Source organism: Xanthomonas sp. NCPPB 3569, from assembly GCF_041475645.2.
GTDB classification, from domain to species: domain Bacteria; phylum Pseudomonadota; class Gammaproteobacteria; order Xanthomonadales; family Xanthomonadaceae; genus Xanthomonas; species Xanthomonas phaseoli.
Map to the genome: position 1 here is coordinate 2,790,365 of NZ_CM192969.1, position 19,017 is coordinate 2,809,381.

A 19,017-nucleotide genomic window follows, 5' to 3' on the forward strand; every position below is an offset into this window, starting at 1 on the left:
GTCCTGTCACTCCCATCGGGTCAGCCAAGGCCGATTTCATAAGCACAAATCATCCAGCAGGTGCACGGGCCGCGTGCGTCCTGATTTGCAAAAACCTGTCTCGCCCCGGTGCTTTAAGGAAACTCTGAACAATCCATCGTGATCTGCCACAATCGATCAACGACCCGAGTAGACGATTTCGATGCAGCTGACCTTCGGCGACGCGGAGTACAACGGCAAGCGCAAGCGGACGCGGCGTGAGGTGTTCTTGGCCGAGATGGACCAGGTCGTGCCGTGGAAGGACCTGCTGGCGCTGATCGAGCCGCACTACCCGAAGTCGGGGCAGCCGGGGCGACAGCCGTATCGGCTGGAGACCATGCTGCGCATCCACTTTTTGCAGCAGTGGTATGCACTGAGCGATCCATCGGCGGAAGAAGCGCTGTACGACACGGTGTCGATGCGCCGTTTCGCCAAGATCGGCGGGCTGGATGAGGTGCCGGACGAGACGACGATTCTCAACTTCCGCCATCTGTTGGAGCAGCACGATTTGGCGCGCAAGCTGTTCAATCGGGTCAACGCGCACCTGTCGCGCAAGGGGCAGAGCTTGCGCGGCGGGACGATCGTGGACGCCACGATCATCGCTGCGCCCAGCTCGACCAAGAACAAGGATGGCGAGCGCGATCCGGAGATGCACCAAACCAAGAAGGGCAACCAGTACTACTTCGGGATGAAGGCGCACATCGGGGTGGACGATGACTCCGGGCTGGTGCACCACGTGGAGTGCACGGCGGCCAACGTGGCCGATATCACACAAGCGCACAAGCTGCTGCACGGCAAGGAGGACACGCTGTGCGCGGACAGCGGCTACACCGGGCTTGAGAAACGCGAGGAGATGAAGCGCAAGCGCAAACTGCGCTACCTGATCGCGGAGAAGCCCTCGAAGCTGAAGCAGATTAAGAACAAGCGCGAACTGAAGTTGGCCAAGCGCTGGGAGCACACAAAAGCCAGCCTGCGTGCAAAGGTGGAACACCCGTTTCGGGTGATCAAGCGCCAGTTTGGCTACGTCAAGGTGCGCTATCGCGGTTTGGCGAAGAACACCGCACAGATGCTGATGCTGTTTGCGCTGTCGAATCTGTGGCTGAAGCGCAAAGAGTTCATTACCGCCGCGGGGTAGGTGCGCCCGTAATCGGGACGATACCCCGAAAAAGCGCCAAAAACGGCGAAAAACCGAGGATCTGAGCGCGGTCACCGCGACCGATATGGCTTACCACATCCTCCGATCGCGTTGTTCAGACCTTCCCTAACGCTGCGGGATGCATGCGCCGTCGCCACGGCGGGCACGAATGATGGGTCGGCTTTTCGATGTCCTTGACCATCTGGTCAATGCTTTGCTGATTTTTGCACTCGCTTGTGCGTTCGATCATTGCGACGCACTTCGCAGCGGCAGCCATCTGCACCTGATTCATGGCTTGTTGCTGGCTGAGCGAAATTTGCTGTTGCATGTTCTGGTTGAATATTTGTTGCGCTAAAGCAAGGTTTGCAAGAACAGCGGGCTGCTCGCCTATGGATTTTGCGTTCGATATGGCGATGGCTTGAATAATGTCGGCGGGGAGTGAGTCAGCCATTTAGGGAAGGTCTGAACAACGCGATCGGAGGATGTGGTAAGCCATATCGGTCGCGGTGACCGCGCTCAGATCCTCGGTTTTTCGCCGTTTTTGGCGCTTTTTCGGGGTATCGTCCCGATTACGGGCGCACCTACCCCGCGGCGGTAATGAACTCTTTGCGCTTCAGCCACAGATTCGACAGCGCAAACAGCATCAGCATCTGTGCGGTGTTCTTCGCCAAACCGCGATAGCGCACCTTGACGTAGCCAAACTGGCGCTTGATCACCCGAAACGGGTGTTCCACCTTTGCACGCAGGCTGGCTTTTGTGTGCTCCCAGCGCTTGGCCAACTTCAGTTCGCGCTTGTTCTTAATCTGCTTCAGCTTCGAGGGCTTCTCCGCGATCAGGTAGCGCAGTTTGCGCTTGCGCTTCATCTCCTCGCGTTTCTCAAGCCCGGTGTAGCCGCTGTCCGCGCACAGCGTGTCCTCCTTGCCGTGCAGCAGCTTGTGCGCTTGTGTGATATCGGCCACGTTGGCCGCCGTGCACTCCACGTGGTGCACCAGCCCGGAGTCATCGTCCACCCCGATGTGCGCCTTCATCCCGAAGTAGTACTGGTTGCCCTTCTTGGTTTGGTGCATCTCCGGATCGCGCTCGCCATCCTTGTTCTTGGTCGAGCTGGGCGCAGCGATGATCGTGGCGTCCACGATCGTCCCGCCGCGCAAGCTCTGCCCCTTGCGCGACAGGTGCGCGTTGACCCGATTGAACAGCTTGCGCGCCAAATCGTGCTGCTCCAACAGATGGCGGAAGTTGAGAATCGTCGTCTCGTCCGGCACCTCATCCAGCCCGCCGATCTTGGCGAAACGGCGCATCGACACCGTGTCGTACAGCGCTTCTTCCGCCGATGGATCGCTCAGTGCATACCACTGCTGCAAAAAGTGGATGCGCAGCATGGTCTCCAGCCGATACGGCTGTCGCCCCGGCTGCCCCGACTTCGGGTAGTGCGGCTCGATCAGCGCCAGCAGGTCCTTCCACGGCACGACCTGGTCCATCTCGGCCAAGAACACCTCACGCCGCGTCCGCTTGCGCTTGCCGTTGTACTCCGCGTCGCCGAAGGTCAGCTGCATCGAAATCGTCTACTCGGGTCGTTGATCGATTGTGGCAGATCACGATGGATTGTTCAGAGTTTCCTTAGCTCTCCATAATGAGCGCGTCTTGCCGAGGCGAGTGTTTGCGAAACGATGATTGAATCCTAGGGCAGGGCTCTGTCGCCGAACAAGTATCGTTACGGTAGCTTTCCGGTATCGCTATCCGTAACGCGCAAAGTGTCGCAAGCTCAATTGAATTTAGATGGGTGAAAGTGGATCGATAGCCGTTTTCTCTGTGATCTGCACCGCATTCTTTAGTCTGCGTATCGCGCCCGGAAATGAAGACTTTCTTTGGCAGTTGAGAAATTTCGCTGCCTGTCACGCAAACTGCCCTAGGTGTGCTGCGATGGATCAATTTCTTTGCTGAGCTAAATTGACGGGATATGGTTGCTCGTCTGGGGCAAGTTGCATAGGACGAGCTCGCTGAGGTCTGTCTGGTGTAGGCCCTTAAGGAAGGTCTGAACAACGCGATCGGAGGATGTGGTAAGCCATATCGGTCGCGGTGACCGCGCTCAGATCCTCGGTTTTTCGCCGTTTTTGGCGCTTTTTCGGGGTATCGTCCCGATTACGGGCGCACCTACCCCGCGGCGGTAATGAACTCTTTGCGCTTCAGCCACAGATTCGACAGCGCAAACAGCATCAGCATCTGTGCGGTGTTCTTCGCCAAACCGCGATAGCGCACCTTGACGTAGCCAAACTGGCGCTTGATCACCCGAAACGGGTGTTCCACCTTTGCACGCAGGCTGGCTTTTGTGTGCTCCCAGCGCTTGGCCAACTTCAGTTCGCGCTTGTTCTTAATCTGCTTCAGCTTCGAGGGCTTCTCCGCGATCAGGTAGCGCAGTTTGCGCTTGCGCTTCATCTCCTCGCGTTTCTCAAGCCCGGTGTAGCCGCTGTCCGCGCACAGCGTGTCCTCCTTGCCGTGCAGCAGCTTGTGCGCTTGTGTGATATCGGCCACGTTGGCCGCCGTGCACTCCACGTGGTGCACCAGCCCGGAGTCATCGTCCACCCCGATGTGCGCCTTCATCCCGAAGTAGTACTGGTTGCCCTTCTTGGTTTGGTGCATCTCCGGATCGCGCTCGCCATCCTTGTTCTTGGTCGAGCTGGGCGCAGCGATGATCGTGGCGTCCACGATCGTCCCGCCGCGCAAGCTCTGCCCCTTGCGCGACAGGTGCGCGTTGACCCGATTGAACAGCTTGCGCGCCAAATCGTGCTGCTCCAACAGATGGCGGAAGTTGAGAATCGTCGTCTCGTCCGGCACCTCATCCAGCCCGCCGATCTTGGCGAAACGGCGCATCGACACCGTGTCGTACAGCGCTTCTTCCGCCGATGGATCGCTCAGTGCATACCACTGCTGCAAAAAGTGGATGCGCAGCATGGTCTCCAGCCGATACGGCTGTCGCCCCGGCTGCCCCGACTTCGGGTAGTGCGGCTCGATCAGCGCCAGCAGGTCCTTCCACGGCACGACCTGGTCCATCTCGGCCAAGAACACCTCACGCCGCGTCCGCTTGCGCTTGCCGTTGTACTCCGCGTCGCCGAAGGTCAGCTGCATCGAAATCGTCTACTCGGGTCGTTGATCGATTGTGGCAGATCACGATGGATTGTTCAGAGTTTCCCTAAGGTGATCGCTCATGGAAATTGAAATCACAGTTAATGGCATTCCATCTACATCAGATCCAATTCTTTCCTCCACCGCTTTGAGTGGTTTGGCCATCTCACAGCAAGGCGCACTTATCTCAATGCTTGCTTACGCCAATCAGGTGGCGAGCAGCGATCTCTCTGCCAAGACCCAGATCGTTCATCAGGACGCATCCAATCGATTGCGGCAATCCATCCTTGCCAAGGCTGTCAACGGCGTACAAGCCTCGGACCCCATAAATGCAAGGTCAACTGGCTCGTTATTGACATCCAATGGCATGGCACAAAGCCTGCTCGACCTAAGAGCAACACTGAAGTCAATGCATACGCCGGCAAAACCCGTGGTGTCGGCATGAGCGACAAGCCTGACGATGCCGGTACGTCGATGGAGCATTACAACAGCCAGGTCCTGGCACTTATGGAGGGTCGCCTGCTCAGCGGCATGCAGGCTGCCCTACTGCCTCAGCCATATTACGTGATCAGACACCGCGAAACGGGCGTGATAACCACTACGGCCTCGACGACCGTCGGTAGCAGTACGAAGGATGCGATATTCGGCCCCGATACGTTTTCTGCGTGCAACACGTACATCAACTCAACGGTCGTCACCCAGCTGGCCACCAGCAGCCCGGACTTCCAGATGGACCAGCAACACCAATCTGCCACCACAACATTGCCATCAGAAGGAGCGCCCACATGACCCAACCGGAATCCATCGAGCAACTTGGGCAGGCCGTGAACGAGATCGCGGATTCGATGACCAAGGTCGCCACCAACGTCGCACTGCTGGGCGTTGATGGAAATGCAGACGAACAGATGCGCATCCTCACCGAGGAAAACAACAAGGTCTTGAACCGCATTCGCCAGCTCTACAACCTGCCGCCAATGCCGGAGAAATAGCGTGACTGCGAAGGGTTCGATCGTGACAGCTCCGCTCGCGGCTGCCGCCGCGCTGAATGCCACCGCGATCCCGAGCGCGCAGGCAGCATATGCACTGATGACCCAAGTGCTGCAGGACGAACCATCGCCCTTGATCTTTGGCTCTCTGGCCTTGAGCGCAGGTGCGATCGTGCTTGGGCTGGAGGCGTACGAGGCAACCAACGCAGCAGCTGTCGAGGTCGGGCTCGCACATGGAGCGATCGAACAGTAGGAGTCGGCCATTGCCGGCACAGGTGCTGGTGGTGGCTTTCCCGACCGCATACAAGCAGTACCCGCAATCGCAGCCAGCGGACACGCACTGTTTTTTTCTTGTCCAGGCAAACGCCACGCAGGTCCGGATTGCCTCTTACGACACCCGATGGTTGTTGCTCGAAGATCCGTCACCGATCGCGACGGGCCTGACCAAGATCAACTACCGGGCAACCGACAATACATTGGCGCGTCGCCAAGTAACGGTTCCGATCCAGGTGAATGGAACGCCATACGAGGTGGAATTCGTGCAGCAGGCCGGGCAGTTGGTGCAGATCCAGATGGTCCAGGTATTGAACTGCCCATTGAATCTGGAATGCCTGATTGCCGTTATTTTCATCGCGAACCTGATCGAGAAGATTCCACTGCCTCCGATCAAGTTACTGGTCGCCTTGATCGCAGCGCTGGCGCTTGCGGCGCTGGGCGTGATCGTTGCATTGATCAGACGTAGCTTTGCCGACGTACCTGAACCCAAGCCGTTGTCCACCGAAAACAATGGCGTTCCGATCGTGCTGTTTCCGGGAATGTCGCTGCCGAATGGCCTTCCACTGAAAACCGTGCGAGCGGAAAGCCAGACCATCGCACTACAGACCGTCAGGGAAATTTACTGGCTGGTTAAACAAGTTACCGAATCCTGATTCGATCACTCGCCCCCGTCATCGCCGTGTTCAACGCGCATTACTTCAACAATCATCGGAGCAAGACATGGAAATCAGCGAAATCCTGATGCAGCAATCCGTATGGACCTGGAACATCATGGCCGGCTCGGCCAACCTGGGCGAGATGATCCGCGAAGACGCGATCACCTCGGTCAACCTCACCACGATCAACCAGCTCGCGCTTGAAAATCAGCTACCGCTGGTCACGACCAGCTTTCAAGGCGCTCACCTCGAGGGAGAATATGGCGCAGACTGGATGTGGCGATACGGCGACCGCAATGCCTGCCTGATCCAGGCAAAACGGCTGGATGTCGTACGCAGCATCGGAGTCATGTCCTACACCTTCAACTTGCAGCAGATGGCGGCACTGATCGATGCCGCCAACGTCCTGGGCACTACCCACAACATCGATGCGATCCCGTACTACGTGCTCTACAATTCGATGATCCCCAACATGGAATCCCGGGAAAAATTCTTAGGATGCACCTGCGTCAACGCATACATGCTGTCCGCATTTATCGAAAGCAGCGGACTGCGCGCAGGGCAAAAAGAAAAAACCCTGTCGTTCCAAACCCTCATGTCACGCAAGGAACTTAACATCGGCCCCTGGTTCGGAATGTTTCCCTGAGGCAATAAGGCAGGCCGTAGCGCCGGTCCAGGAGACATTCGCCATCTTGGTTGGCGCATAGGGTTTCGTGCATTCCTGTTGATTTTCAGTCTTGCATGTCCTGTGTGGATCGAGCATCGGTCTTCGGAGTAAGCGAAACACGGGACTACGCCGCAGCCAAGCTCAATTGAGCTTGGTGCCGCCCTGCAACCGTTCGCTCAACTTGGTCTTGAACTGCTCGAACTCCATACCGTCGGCACGGGCCTCGGCATGCGCGGCGTCCTTGAGGGCGTCCGAGTAGGTCAGCCGCACCGGGGTGCCCTGGCGTTCGTGCAACTCGGCCGCGCGCATGATCAGCGCCAGCACCTGCGCGGCGCTGGTGCTTTCGCCGGCGATGCGGCCATCCATTCCCAGCACCCATTCGCCGTCGCGGCGGACGATGCCGGCCAATAGCGTGCGTTGCTGGTCGCGGAGTTCGGCATGCGGTTCGATCGGGGACACCGGCGCGGGATTGGCGGCGGCCTGGTTGCGCTGGCGCTCGGCGGCACGCTTGCGGGCATCACGGCGCAACTTGGAATCGGTGGACATGCAGGCTCCTGTGAGGTCAGAGGTGGTCGGCCGGCTCCAGAGGCACTGCCTCGGTGGCCTGGCGGTGCCGTAGACGGCGGCCGCTGCGGCGCTCCCAGCGCCAGAATAGCCAGCCCAGCAAGAAAAAGCCGGTCATGCCGATCGCCAGATGCCGCGGATGTTCACTCAGCAGCGGCGACAGCACCCCGGCCACCACCGTATTGGTCATCAACTGGGTGAAGGCCTGCAGCGACGACGCCAGGCCGCGCTGCTGCGGGTACATGTCCAGCACCGCCAGCGCCAGGATCGGAAAGATCAACGCCATGCCCATGCCGGCCAGGAAGATCGGCAGCACCGCCCACGGCAGCGCGATCTGCGCAACCGCAAAGGTGTAGGCCAGATTGGCCAGTGCCGCCACGCCGCAGCAGATGAAGCCGATGCGGATCTGCCGCACCGGCTGCATGCGCCCGGCCATGCGCCCGGACAGGAACGAGCCCAGCGTCATGCCGCCGATGGTGGGAATGAACAGCCAGGCGAAATCGCCTTCGCCCAGCTTCAGGTGCTGCATGATCAGCACCGGGGCCGAGGCGATGTAGAGGAAGATGCCGGCGAAATTGAACGACCCGGCCGCGGCCAGGCGCTGGAAGCGCGGATTGAAGCCGATGCGCACGTAATCCTGCATTAGGCGTTTGAACTGCAGCGGGGTGCGCGCCTCCACCGGGTGGGTCTCCGGCAGCCAGGTCAGGGTTGCGATGAGCAGCACCAGGCCAAACACCACCAGGAACCAGAAGATCAACGGCCAGCCGGCGCCACTGAGCAGGATCCAGCCGCCGATGATCGGCGCGATGGCCGGCGCAATCCCGAAGATCATCGACACCTGGCTCATCAGCCGCTGTGCGTCAGGGCCATGGAACAGGTCGCGGATCACCGCCCGCCCGACGATCATGCCCACGCCGGCCGACAGGCCCTGCAGCGCGCGGAACGCCAGTAGCGTGGGCAAGTCTTGCGACAACGCACAGCCGATCGAACCGGCGACAAACAAGGCCAGCCCGCCCAGGATCACCCGCTTGCGGCCCCAGGCATCGGACAACGGCCCGTGCGCGATGCTCATCAGGCCATACGCCAGCAGATAGACGCTGATGGTCTGCTGGATCGCCACCTGGTCCACCGCCAGGCTGCGGCCAAGTTGCGAGAACGCCGGGAAGATGGTGTCGATCGAAAACGGGCCGAACATCGCCAGCCCGGCCAGCAGCAGCGCCATGCGACGGGTGGAGGGAACAGCAGAAGTCATGCGCAACGGTATCCGGAGGACTCCCCACGCGCAGGCACCGGCAGCGGTGGTCAGGCCAACGAGCGCAGCGGCAGGCATGGGGCAAAGAAGCCGACACTTTACGCCAACTGCCACCGCATGCGGCCAGCGATGGAGCGCATGCGCGGCACGCAGGCATGCAAATCGCAGCCGCGTCCGCTTCATCCTGGCACCGCATCGTCATCCTGCCCAACCGAGCGGCCGCACACCTGACAATGACGGCGCCGGCAGTGCTCGGCGCCCAGTGCCCAACGGCAGCGATCAGTCGGCTGCGGTGGAGCGCTCCTGCAGCCGCTGCCAATCGGCGATCGGCTGATCGCTCACCACCCGGCCCTGCTCCAGGGTGATGACGCGCGCGGCCATGCCGACAGTTTCGCGCCGATGCGCCACGATGATCCGGGTGACCTGCATTGCCTGGATTGCGCGATTGACGCGCTGCTCGTTCATCACGTCCAGATGGCTGGTCGCCTCGTCCAGCACCAGGATACGTGGCGACCTGTACAGCGCGCGTGCCAGCAAGACGCGTTGCCGCTGCCCGCCCGACAACCCGTTACCCGCCTCGCTCAACAACGAGGCGTAGCCGAGCGGCATCTGCTCCACCTCCTGATGCACGCCGGCGATGCGCGCGCAACGTTCGACCTGCGCCTGGTCCGGCTCCGGGTCGAAGAAACTGATGTTTTCGCTGACCGATCCGGTGAACAGTAGATCGTCCTGCATCACCGTGCCGACGATGGCGCGATAGTGCGTCAGCGCCGCCTCGCTCAGCGGGCGCCCGCCGATCTTTACGTGTCCGACGCTGGGTTTCAGCAGCCCGAGGATCACCTTGACCAAGGTGGTCTTGCCGCACCCGGACGCGCCGGTGATGGCCACGCATTCGCCGCTGGCGATGTGCACGCTGACGTCTTCGAGCACCGCCGGGGTATCGTCGGCGTAGCGGAAGCCGATGCCGCACAGTTCGATGGTGGTGTCGTTCCAGGCCGGCGCATCGATGCGCTGATCGGCCTCCTCGCGCGGCTGGTGGACGATGTCGGCCACCCGCTCCAGATGGACGCGCAACAGGCGGAACTCCACCAGCCGATCGATCAGCTCGGACAAGCGCATGGCGAACTGCTCGCGATAGGCCATGAATGCCAGCAGCATGCCCAGCGAAAGCTCTGCGCGCAGGATCGCGAACGCGGCGAGCCAGATCACCAGCACCCGCTCGCATCCGAACAGCAGGCGCTTGAGTGACGACTGCCAGACCTCGCCCTGCGCCAGGCGCAGTTGTGCATTGGTCTGTTCGGCCAGCAGATGGGTCCAGTCCATGCGCCGCACCTGCTGGCGCCCGAACAGCCGCACGCCCTGGATGCCGCGCACGCTCTCCAGCAGGTGGGTGTGCTGGCGCGCGTCCCACAACAACTGCTCGGCGGCGGCTTCGCGCATCCTCCGCAGCCACAGCCAGCGTGTCGCCGCATACAGCGCTACCGCCACCAGCGTGATCGCGCTGAGGCCGACGCTGTAGACCAGCATCAGGCCAAGGGTGCCGATCACCAGCACGCCATCGACCAGGGTCTGGGTGAATCCGGTCGTCAAGGTGCGTTGCACCTGCACGATCGAGGCGAAGCGCGACTGGATGCCGCCGAGGTGACGCTTCTCGAAATACGCCAATGGGAGCGCGAGCAGGTGCGCAAACACCTGCCCCATCCATTGAAAACCCAGCTGTGCCGACACGCTGGCGATCAGCCATCCGCGCAGCAGGGCGATGCAGGATTGCAGGACCACCAGCAACAGGAACCCGGCGCCAAGGACATGGATCAACCCGATGTCGGCCGACGGCACCGCCTGATCGACGATCCACTGCAGTTGGAACGGCATGCCCAGGCTGAGCACCTCGAGCGCGAATGCCAACGCAAGCACCTGCCAGACCGCACGTCCAAGTCCGTGGACACGACCGATCAACGAGGACAACGCCACTGCCGGCGCCGCAGCTTGCGGACGGAAGTCGGCGGCCGGGCTGAGTTCCAGCGCGATCCCGGAGAAATGCCGGGCGAATTCGCCCGGCGTCAGGCTCCGCGGCCCGCTGGCCGGATCGTGGATCTGCAGACGACGGGCGCCCACCCGCTTGAGCACGACGAAATGATTGAGATCCCAATGCACGATGCAGGGCAGCTGCAACTCCGGCAGCGCGTCCATTTCCAGCCGCAACGCGCGCGCCTGCAGACCGAGCGCCTGCGCGATCGCCACCAGATTGGCCAGGTTGGTGCCCTGCCGCGACAGCAGGAACCGGTGGCGCAGCTCGGCCAGGCCGATGTGGCAACCGTGATAGTGGGCGATCATGGCCATGGCGGCCAATCCGCATTCGCCGACCTGGCCCTGCAGGATCATCGGCAAGCCACGCACGGCGGACGCGCGACGCAACTGCGCCCGCCAGCGGCTCATCGCAGCGTACCGTGCAAGCTGGACAGCGGCTCGAAGGCCCACTGCGAGAAGCGCCGCCATTCCAATGCCAGCGTGCCCTGCACGCGCATACCCGGTCGCAGGACCGCGGTGCGTCCTGCACGCAGCGCGGCATCCCCGGCCAGGCGCACCCGCACGCGGTATAACGGTTCGCTCGCCGACGTGGAGTCGACACGCGGCGGTTCGGGCGCGGCGGCGATCTCGACCACCTGCCCGGCAAACTGACCGTAATGCTGGTAGGGCAAGGCGTCGAAGCGCAGTTGCACCGGCATGCCGGGCCCAATCAGCCCGGCGGCCCGGGAGGGCGCATACAACACGACCTCGGTCGCCATCGACGTCGGCAGTAGATCGGCCAGCCGTTGCCCCTGCGCGACCGCCTGCCCGCGCTGCAGCGGTCGCAGCGCCACCCGCCCGGCACGCGGCGCGCGCACTTCCCAACGCGACGCGGCCGCCTGCTCGATCGCCGCACGCCGATCCTCCTGCAGGCCGGCACCGGCCATCGCCAATTGCTGGTGCACGCTCAATGGCAGTTGCTGCACCTCGGCCTGGGCCTGCGCAAGCGCATCGGCCAAGGCCATGCGCTCGCGCTGCAGCTCCAGGGTATGCGCGCGTTGGTCGAGCACGTCGGCCTGTTTCTCATCGACGAATTGCTGGCTGACCAGGCCGCGCGTCAACGCGGTGCGGTAACGCTGCTCGATCGATTGGGTCAGTTGCTGCCAATGGCGCAGCAAGTCCAGCTCGGCGTCGATCTGCTGCAGGCGGTCGCGCAGGCCGGCCAGCGCCCGCGCAGCCGCCTGCTGCTGCACGCGCCCCTGGGCACGCAACTGCGCCATCGCCTCGACGGCCAGGCGCTGCTGTTCGGCCAGCACCGCAGCAGCGCGCTGGGTCGGCCGCCCGCGATCGTCGCGATGTTCGGCCGACAACACGAACAGCAGCTGGCCCGCAGCGACGCGCTGGCCCTGCGCGGCGCCGACCTGCACCACCACGCCCGACTGCGGTGTGGTGACGGCGATCAGTCCGCCCGCCGGGACGACCGTGCCATACAAGGTCTCGCTGCGCGCGAAGCCCAGGCGGAAGAATCCGACCAGCAGCAGGATCACGGTCGTCATCAGCAGGCCTACGCACCAACGCAGCGCGCCATGCTGGCGCAGCACCACCGGCCCGAGCCGACTGCGCTGCCGGTAGTCCACCGCCTCGCGTCGGAACAGGGTCGTCATCCGCTGGCGGCCGCCGACGCCCGCCCGTGCTGCCTGCCTGCTCGGTGCTGCCGCGTCGCCGTGTGCTGCCAAGCCACGCGCCTGCTCATACCAGCAGGGCTCCATGCGAGGGCCCGCGTTCCCAGAAGGCCAGCTCCTGCAACCGTTCGAACAGCGCCGGCGGCAACACGCTGCGCCGGGGGACGTACTGCACCCCGCGACGGACGCGATGCAGGCCCGGCATCTGCAACGCGGCATCGAAGCGTTCGGCCTCGGCCTGGACACCGGCATAGTCGTGCGCGAACGCCGGCAGTTGCAGGAAAGCGTAGACCTGCTCCATCGCCTGCGCCGGCCGTTGCGCCAGCGTGTCGTAGCGCAACAGCAGCAGTCGATCGGCATGTTCGCCGTAGAACGCCTGGCGCAGCCCATCCAGCGCATAGCCCACCACGCCGCGCGGTGCGGTCAGCAGGTCCGCGCGCATCGAGACCGAGTCTTCCGGGTCGTAGCCGAACAACGCCGACAAGCGCAGCGGCTGGGTCTGCGCCAGGCGCTCGAAGCTATCGACGACCCAGCCAACATCGCGAACGCAACAGATGACACGGCTGTGCGGAAATAGCGTCGCCAGCCCTGCCAGGCGACTGCACCAGGCGCGATTGGTGTCGAACACCGTGCCCAGCCCCTGGCGATCCTGGTAATAGGCGTCGAAGACCGAACGCAGCAGCCGTACCCGCTGTGCGTCATCGATCTGCACGTTGGAAGGATGTTCCTCGCTCATGCCCATCAGCATCGCCGCGTACAGTCGCGCGACCGGCGAGGTGACATCGGCGTGCACGTGCGGGTTCTGTCGCAGCAACGCGGCCAGCAAGGACGAGCCCGCCCGCGGCAGCCCGGAAATGAAATGGTAGTCCACCTCGCGCCTCCCCTATCCAATGCTGGTCGGCGGCGGCATGCCGGCGAGACGCATCGCCGGCCAAGCCTGCATCGCGTGCCACTGCACACGCGGACACGCTGCGCAAAGGCGCTGCGCTTTGCGAATGCCAGCGCTCCGACCGGGTGGTCGGGAGCGCTTGCCGTGACCGGCATCACATCGGCACGTGCCGGCACTCACCTGGCGGATGCGACGTTCGTTACCGCGCACACAGCGTCGTGCGCCGGCCCTGGGTCGCAACGGCACCCGCGCACGCTGGATCGCATGGTGCTGTCCCCGGCTCTGCGGTCCGGCGACCACTGTCGCCTCACCGGCCAACGGGCAGATGGCCGAGGCGGTCACGCAGTCGTCCCTTCGGGCGGCGTGACGCTGCGTACGAAGGGAAAACCCGTGAGGACGTCAACATGAATCTGTCGAAAAAATCGCCAACCAATGGTGCGCAAGCGCTGCAGCGGCCCGCCGGGGCCAAGGGCCAGCTGGAGCCCCTGGACCAGCGTCTGTGGAAGCATGTCGGCGGTGGGGACTATCCCCCGCCGGGCGCCAATACCAAGCACGATCCGCCGCCCAAGAACGGGCACCACTGATCCGCCTGCGCGGGCAGGAGCGAGCGGGCGCTGCCGTTGCCGGACCGCCCGGTAGCGGTGGGAACAGCGGCCGCTCAAACCCCGGAGGCCGGACGAGGCGACTCGCCCGGCCTCCGGCATTTCATGCCGCCGAAAAGCGTTTCGCCAAGCGGCCGGGCGCTGGCTATACTAGCCAGGCAACACGGTGGGAGAAGCGGCACTGCCGCTGCCGAAGGCGCAACAGCCCGTAATCGCTCAGGCCCGATACCATCTTCAACACAACTCTGGAGAGACCGGCCGCGGCCGGCGCCGAAGGGGCACGGAATGCAGGCAGGCCAGGTGCCATGCCGCGTTCCTAAACTCTCAGGCAAAAGGACAGAGGGGCGCGAGGAAGACCGCCGCTGCGGCAGGTCGTGGCGCGCGCATGCGCGTCAGACCGGTCGTGGTGCTTCCGACCTTTCGCATGCCCTCTGCTCCGGATGCCCGCCATGTCCCAGACCCCGTCTTCCCTGCGCGACCTCGAACACCACAGCGCGTTCGTCGAACGCCATATCGGCCCCAACGACGCGGAAATCGCCCAGATGCTGGACGTGGTCGGCCACGCCTGCCTGGATGCGCTGACCGATGCCATCGTGCCGGGCAACATCAAGTCGCCGGCGCCGCTGGCGCTGCCCGAGGCGATCACCGAAGAAGAAGCGCTGGCCAAGATCCGCGCCATCGCCGACAAGAACACCGTGTATCGCAACTTCATCGGCCAGGGCTATTACGGTACCCACACGCCGAAGGTGATCCTGCGCAACATCCTGGAGAACCCGGCCTGGTACACCGCCTACACGCCGTACCAGGCGGAAATCTCGCAAGGCCGCATGGAAGCGCTGATCAACTTCCAGACCCTGTGCGCCGACCTCACCGGCATGCAGATCGCCAACGCCTCGCTGCTGGACGAAGCCACCGCCGCGGCCGAGGCGATGACGCTGGCCAAGCGTTCGGCCAAATCCAAGTCCAACACCTTCTTCGTGCACGACGCGGTGCACCCGCAGACGCTGGAACTGCTGCGCACGCGCGCCGAGCCACTGGACATCGTGCTGCGCGTCGGCACGCCGGAAGAAGCGCTGCAGGCCGAGTGCTTCGGCGTGCTGCTGCAGTACCCGGACAGCTTCGGTCATATCGGCGATCACGCTGCACTGGCCGAGGCCGTGCACGCGCAAGGCGGCCTGGTCGCGGTGGCCACCGACCTGCTGGCGCTGACCTTGATCGCCGCCCCGGGCGAATGGGGTGCGGATATCGTGGTCGGCAACTCGCAGCGCTTCGGTGTGCCGTTCGGTTTCGGCGGCCCGCATGCCGCCTTCATGGCGTGCCGCGATGCCTACAAGCGCTCGATGCCGGGCCGCTTGATCGGCGTGTCGATCGATGCCGCCGGCAACCCGGCGTATCGCCTGACCCTGCAGACCCGCGAGCAACATATCCGCCGCGAAAAGGCCACCTCCAACATCTGCACTGCGCAGGTGCTGCTGGCGGTGATGGCGTCGATGTACGCGGTCTACCACGGCCCCGACGGCCTGACCCGCATCGCGCGCCGCACCCATCGCCTGGCGGCGATCCTGGCCGCCGCACTGCGCAGCGCCGGCGTCACCGTGGGCGAGCGCTTCTTCGACACCCTGCACGTCAAGGCGATCGATGCCGATGCCATCCACGCCCGTGCGCGTGCGGCCGGCATCAACCTGCGCGCCATCGACAGCGAAGCGGTGGGCATCAGCCTGGACGAAACCACCACCCGCGCCGACGTGGTTGCGCTGGCGCAGCTGTTCGGTGCCACGGCCGATGTGGACGCGCTGGATGCCGCCACCGCCGATGCCCTGCCGCAGGGCCTGCTGCGCACCACCCCGTTCCTGACCCACCCGGTATTCAACACCCATCACAGCGAACACGAACTGCTGCGCTACATGCGCTCGCTGGCCGACAAGGACCTGGCGATGGATCGCACCATGATCCCGCTGGGCAGCTGCACCATGAAGCTCAACGCCACCGCCGAGATGATTCCGGTGACCTGGCCGGAGTTCGGAGCGATCCATCCGCTTGCACCGGCCGAACAGTCCGCCGGCTACGCGCAGCTGATCGAAGAATTGGAAGCGATGCTGGTCGAGTGCACCGGCTACGACGCGGTGAGCCTGCAGCCCAACTCCGGCGCGCAGGGCGAATATGCCGGCCTGCTGGCGATCCGCGCCTATCACCGCGCACGCGGCGAAGGCCATCGCGACATCTGCCTGATCCCCGAGTCGGCGCACGGCACCAACCCGGCCTCCGCACAGATGTGCGGCATGACCGTGGTGGTGACCAAGTGCGATGCCAACGGCAACGTGGACGTGGACGACATCCGCGCCAAGGCGGAAAAATATTCCGATCGCCTGGCCGCACTGATGATCACCTACCCGTCCACCCACGGCGTGTTCGAAGAAGACGTGGTGGCGATCTGCGAAGCGGTGCATGCGCATGGCGGCCAGGTCTATACCGATGGCGCCAACATGAACGCGCTGGTCGGCGTGGCCAAGCCCGGCAAGTGGGGCTCGGACGTGTCGCACCTCAACCTGCACAAGACCTTCTGCATTCCGCATGGCGGCGGCGGCCCGGGCGTGGGCCCGTGTGCGGTGAAGTCGCACTTGGCCCCGTATTTGCCGAAGACGCTCGGCGGCGAAGGCGACGTCGGCATGGTCAGCGCTGCCAGTTATGGCTCGGCCTCGATCCTGCCGATCAGCTGGATGTACGTGACCATGATGGGCAGCGCCGGTCTGCGCAAGGCCACGCAAGTGGCATTGCTCAACGCCAACTACATCGCCAAGCGCCTGGCACCGCACTACAAGACGCTGTACACCGGCCGCAATGGCCTGGTCGCGCACGAATGCATCCTCGACGTACGCCCGCTGGAGAAGACCAGCGGCATCGGCGCCGAAGACATCGCCAAGCGGCTGATCGACTTCGGCTTCCACGCACCGACGCTGAGCTTTCCGGTCGCCGGCACGCTGATGGTGGAGCCGACCGAAAGCGAATCGCAGCACGAACTGGACCGCTTCATCGACGCGATGATCCAGATCCGCCAAGAGATCCGCGCCATCGAAGACGGCCGCCTGGACCGCGAGGACAACCCGCTCAAGCACGCCCCACATACCGCAACCCAGGTCTCGGCCAGCGAGTGGACGCATGCCTACCCGCGCGAACTGGCCGCCTTCCCGCTGCCCAGCCTCAAGCAGCAGAAGTACTGGCCGCCGGTGGCACGCGTGGACAACGTCTACGGCGACAAGAACGTGATGTGCGCGTGCATCCCGGTCGATGCCTACAAGGAAGACGCCGAGGCCTGATCGCCGCACCGCGACGGCCAACACAACCCAGCCGGTAACGCGGCTGGGTTTTTTATTGCGCTGCGATTGAATGCCCAGATGCCATCGCACTGCCAGCCGTTTTCCTGGCCTACACGTGCCACCAGGATGATGGCGGACGCTCTCATTCCACAGCAGACCCTGGCGCATGCGTGAACCGAACTTCCTTGCTGCCGCCCTGTTGGCAGCCTGCCTGCTGGTTGGCTGCGCACCGCGCCGCCCCGGCGAGGTACCGGCGCTGGTGCACGCGCCCGATGCGCGTGCAGAGGTGGTGCAGACGACAGCCGGCCCGGTGCGCGGGGTGGCCAGTGCACAGGGTCGCGCGTTCCTGGGCGTGCCGTTCGCAGCGCCGCCGGTAGGTGCACTGCGCTTTCGCGCACCGCAACCGCCAGCCGCATGGACCCAGGTCCGCGACGCCACCCAGGCCGGCCCGGCCGGCCTGCCGCGCTATCGCTTCGGGCAGAAGCATGTTTCCGAAGATTGCCTCACGCTCAATGTCTACGCACCGCCCGGCCCGGCACCTGCGCATCCACGCGCGGTGATGGTGTGGATCTATGGCGGCGCGCTGGAGCTGGGCAGCAATGTCGACTACGACCTGAGCGCGTTGGCTGCACGCCAGGATGTCGTTGTGGTGGCACCCAACTATCGGCTGGGCGTGTTCGGTTTCTACGCACATCCAGGCCTGCGTGACGAAGGCGAAGGCGCCTATGCATTGCTCGACCAGCAGGCGGCCTTGCGCTGGGTGCAGGGCAATATCGCCGCATTCGGCGGCGATGCGCGCAATGTCACCGTGTTCGGTGAATCGGCCGGTGCATGGAGCATCTGTTATCAGCTCGCTTCGCCCGGCGCGGCGGGATTGTTTCAACGCGCCATCCTGCAAAGCGGCAGTTGCCTGGCGAGCGATTCCAGCGTGCCGCAGCGCGAGGCAGAAAGTGGCGGCGTACGCATGGCGCAACGCGTGGGTTGCGCGCGCACGCGCGATGTGGCCGCCTGCCTGCGCGCATTGCCGGCCGAAAGGCTGGCCGATGCAGCACCCCAGCGGCGTGGCCTGACCGGCAGCGACGCGTGGGCGCCGATGTCCGGTGGCCAGGCATTGCCGCTGCCACCGGCCGCGGCAATCGCCAGCGGCCAGCATGCGCAGGTGCCGGTACTGCTCGGCACCAATCGCGACGAAGGGCGCTTGTTTGCGCAACTGCTGTCCTACATCGGCAAGCTCAACCTGCGCAGCGGATACGAAGCGCGCGTACAACGCATGCATGCCTCGCCTGCCCCGGTCCTGACGCAATATGCAGCCGTTGCCGCGCAATCGCGCTGGGAAGCGTTCGCCGACATCGTGACTGATGGCGGCTTCGCCTGCCCCGCACGCCGGCTGGGGCAGGCATTGCGCACGCATGCGCCGGTGTACGCCTACGAGTTCGACGACCCGCACGCGCCGTACGGTCTGTTACGCCTGCCGTTTTCGCCTGCATTGGGCGCTTTCCATGCCGCCGAACTGGTGTATCTGTTTCAGCGTCCGTGGGTACTCAGTGGCCAGGCGCAGTTCAGTCCGGCGCAGCACGCGTTTGCCAATACGCTGCAGGATTACTGGGGTGCATTCGCGCGCACCGGCGATCCCAACGGTAGCGGGCGGCCGCCGTGGCCGCGCTTTGATGGCGACGCGCCGCTGACGCTGTCGCCGCACAGGATCGGCGCCACGCCCGACTTCGTGCAGCGTCATCGATGTGCATTCTGGGATGCGCGTGCAGACACTGCGACAACATCGGTGCAGCCATCGTCGCAGTGACAAGGCCACCGGTGTGATGCGGCCGTCACCCATTCCAACAAGACAGGA

At 63.9% G+C, this 19,017-nt stretch carries 17 protein-coding genes, 1 pseudogene and 1 riboswitch; of the genes and pseudogenes, 10 read left to right on the forward strand and 8 right to left on the reverse strand.

Annotation, left to right across the window (positions count from 1 at the left end):
• The first annotated feature begins 181 nt into the window (after positions 1–181).
• Entirely contained in the window at positions 182–1,153 is a 972-nt protein-coding gene (locus tag ACCQ03_RS12275) for an IS5 family transposase (protein ID WP_150147813.1), read from the forward strand.
• Positions 1,154–1,268: 115 nt separating this feature from the next.
• Here the strand turns inward: ACCQ03_RS12275 and ACCQ03_RS12280 are convergent, their stop codons facing one another.
• The 3 genes from ACCQ03_RS12280 to ACCQ03_RS12290 form a co-directional block, all read right to left on the reverse strand.
• Positions 1,269–1,604, reverse strand: coding sequence for an FAD-binding monooxygenase (locus ACCQ03_RS12280; RefSeq protein ID WP_372359817.1), 336 nt, complete (start codon positions 1,602–1,604; stop codon positions 1,269–1,271).
• Positions 1,605–1,734: 130 nt separating this feature from the next.
• Positions 1,735–2,706 (reverse strand): IS5 family transposase, encoded by a 972-nt coding sequence (locus ACCQ03_RS12285; RefSeq protein ID WP_150147813.1) that lies wholly within the window; start codon positions 2,704–2,706, stop codon positions 1,735–1,737.
• 598 nt (positions 2,707–3,304) lie between these two features.
• Complete coding sequence (locus tag ACCQ03_RS12290) at positions 3,305–4,276, reverse strand: IS5 family transposase (RefSeq protein ID WP_150147813.1); 972 nt, start codon at positions 4,274–4,276, stop codon at positions 3,305–3,307.
• 79 nt (positions 4,277–4,355) lie between these two features.
• Between ACCQ03_RS12290 and ACCQ03_RS12295 the strand changes: the two genes are divergently transcribed.
• The 6 genes and pseudogenes from ACCQ03_RS12295 to ACCQ03_RS12320 all read left to right on the forward strand — a co-directional run bounded on the left by ACCQ03_RS12295 (position 4,356) and on the right by ACCQ03_RS12320 (position 6,837).
• Positions 4,356–4,718 carry a hypothetical protein gene (locus ACCQ03_RS12295; protein WP_139790904.1) on the forward strand — a complete coding sequence of 121 codons (363 nt, stop codon included), beginning with the start codon at positions 4,356–4,358 and terminating at the stop codon, positions 4,716–4,718.
• Positions 4,715–5,062 carry a hypothetical protein gene (locus ACCQ03_RS12300; protein WP_057677404.1) on the forward strand — a complete coding sequence of 116 codons (348 nt, stop codon included), beginning with the start codon at positions 4,715–4,717 and terminating at the stop codon, positions 5,060–5,062. The genes ACCQ03_RS12295 and ACCQ03_RS12300 overlap by 4 nt, the downstream gene beginning before the upstream one ends.
• Complete coding sequence (locus ACCQ03_RS12305) at positions 5,059–5,262, forward strand: Ras family protein (RefSeq protein ID WP_209227352.1); 204 nt, start codon at positions 5,059–5,061, stop codon at positions 5,260–5,262. Before ACCQ03_RS12300 ends, ACCQ03_RS12305 begins: the two co-directional genes overlap by 4 nt.
• 1 nt (position 5,263) lies before the next feature.
• A complete protein-coding gene (locus tag ACCQ03_RS12310; protein ID WP_057677406.1) occupies positions 5,264–5,512 on the forward strand; it encodes a hypothetical protein in 249 nt (82 codons plus the stop codon).
• Between the two features lie 10 nt (positions 5,513–5,522).
• Positions 5,523–6,188 (forward strand): hypothetical protein, encoded by a 666-nt coding sequence (locus ACCQ03_RS12315; RefSeq protein ID WP_170922302.1) that lies wholly within the window; start codon positions 5,523–5,525, stop codon positions 6,186–6,188.
• A 26-nt stretch (positions 6,189–6,214) separates the two neighbouring features.
• Positions 6,215–6,837, forward strand: a pseudogene (locus ACCQ03_RS12320) (DUF6615 family protein).
• Positions 6,838–6,999: 162 nt separating this feature from the next.
• Here ACCQ03_RS12320 and ACCQ03_RS12325 read toward each other — a convergent pair.
• The 5 genes from ACCQ03_RS12325 to raxST all read right to left on the reverse strand — a co-directional run bounded on the left by ACCQ03_RS12325 (position 7,000) and on the right by raxST (position 13,234).
• Entirely contained in the window at positions 7,000–7,404 is a 405-nt protein-coding gene (locus tag ACCQ03_RS12325; RefSeq protein ID WP_042821546.1) for a hypothetical protein, read from the reverse strand.
• Positions 7,405–7,420: 16 nt separating this feature from the next.
• A complete protein-coding gene (locus ACCQ03_RS12330; RefSeq protein ID WP_057677407.1) occupies positions 7,421–8,674 on the reverse strand; it encodes a multidrug effflux MFS transporter in 1,254 nt (417 codons plus the stop codon).
• A gap of 279 nt (positions 8,675–8,953) precedes the next feature.
• Positions 8,954–11,110 (reverse strand): peptidase domain-containing ABC transporter RaxB, encoded by a 2,157-nt coding sequence (raxB, locus tag ACCQ03_RS12335; protein WP_057677408.1) that lies wholly within the window; start codon positions 11,108–11,110, stop codon positions 8,954–8,956.
• Positions 11,107–12,450 carry an HlyD family secretion protein gene (locus ACCQ03_RS12340; RefSeq protein WP_081022820.1) on the reverse strand — a complete coding sequence of 448 codons (1,344 nt, stop codon included), beginning with the start codon at positions 12,448–12,450 and terminating at the stop codon, positions 11,107–11,109. Before ACCQ03_RS12340 ends, raxB begins: the two co-directional genes overlap by 4 nt.
• Positions 12,431–13,234, reverse strand: coding sequence for a RiPP modification sulfotransferase RaxST (gene raxST, locus ACCQ03_RS12345; protein WP_057677409.1), 804 nt, complete (start codon positions 13,232–13,234; stop codon positions 12,431–12,433). Before raxST ends, ACCQ03_RS12340 begins: the two co-directional genes overlap by 20 nt.
• Before the next feature lie 422 nt (positions 13,235–13,656).
• On the opposite strand from raxST, the gene raxX reads away from it, so the two are divergent.
• From raxX to ACCQ03_RS12360, 3 genes are all read left to right on the forward strand, one after another.
• Positions 13,657–13,836 carry a RaxX family RiPP gene (raxX, locus tag ACCQ03_RS12350; protein ID WP_014089614.1) on the forward strand — a complete coding sequence of 60 codons (180 nt, stop codon included), beginning with the start codon at positions 13,657–13,659 and terminating at the stop codon, positions 13,834–13,836.
• Positions 13,837–14,089: 253 nt separating this feature from the next.
• Positions 14,090–14,204, forward strand: a riboswitch (glycine riboswitch).
• A 90-nt stretch (positions 14,205–14,294) separates the two neighbouring features.
• A complete protein-coding gene (gene gcvP, locus ACCQ03_RS12355) occupies positions 14,295–17,168 on the forward strand; it encodes an aminomethyl-transferring glycine dehydrogenase (protein WP_170922303.1) in 2,874 nt (957 codons plus the stop codon).
• 166 nt (positions 17,169–17,334) lie between these two features.
• Positions 17,335–18,969: a carboxylesterase/lipase family protein gene (locus ACCQ03_RS12360; protein WP_209227350.1), complete on the forward strand. Its 1,635-nt coding sequence runs from the start codon at positions 17,335–17,337 to the stop codon at positions 18,967–18,969.
• Positions 18,970–19,017: the final 48 nt, after the last annotated feature.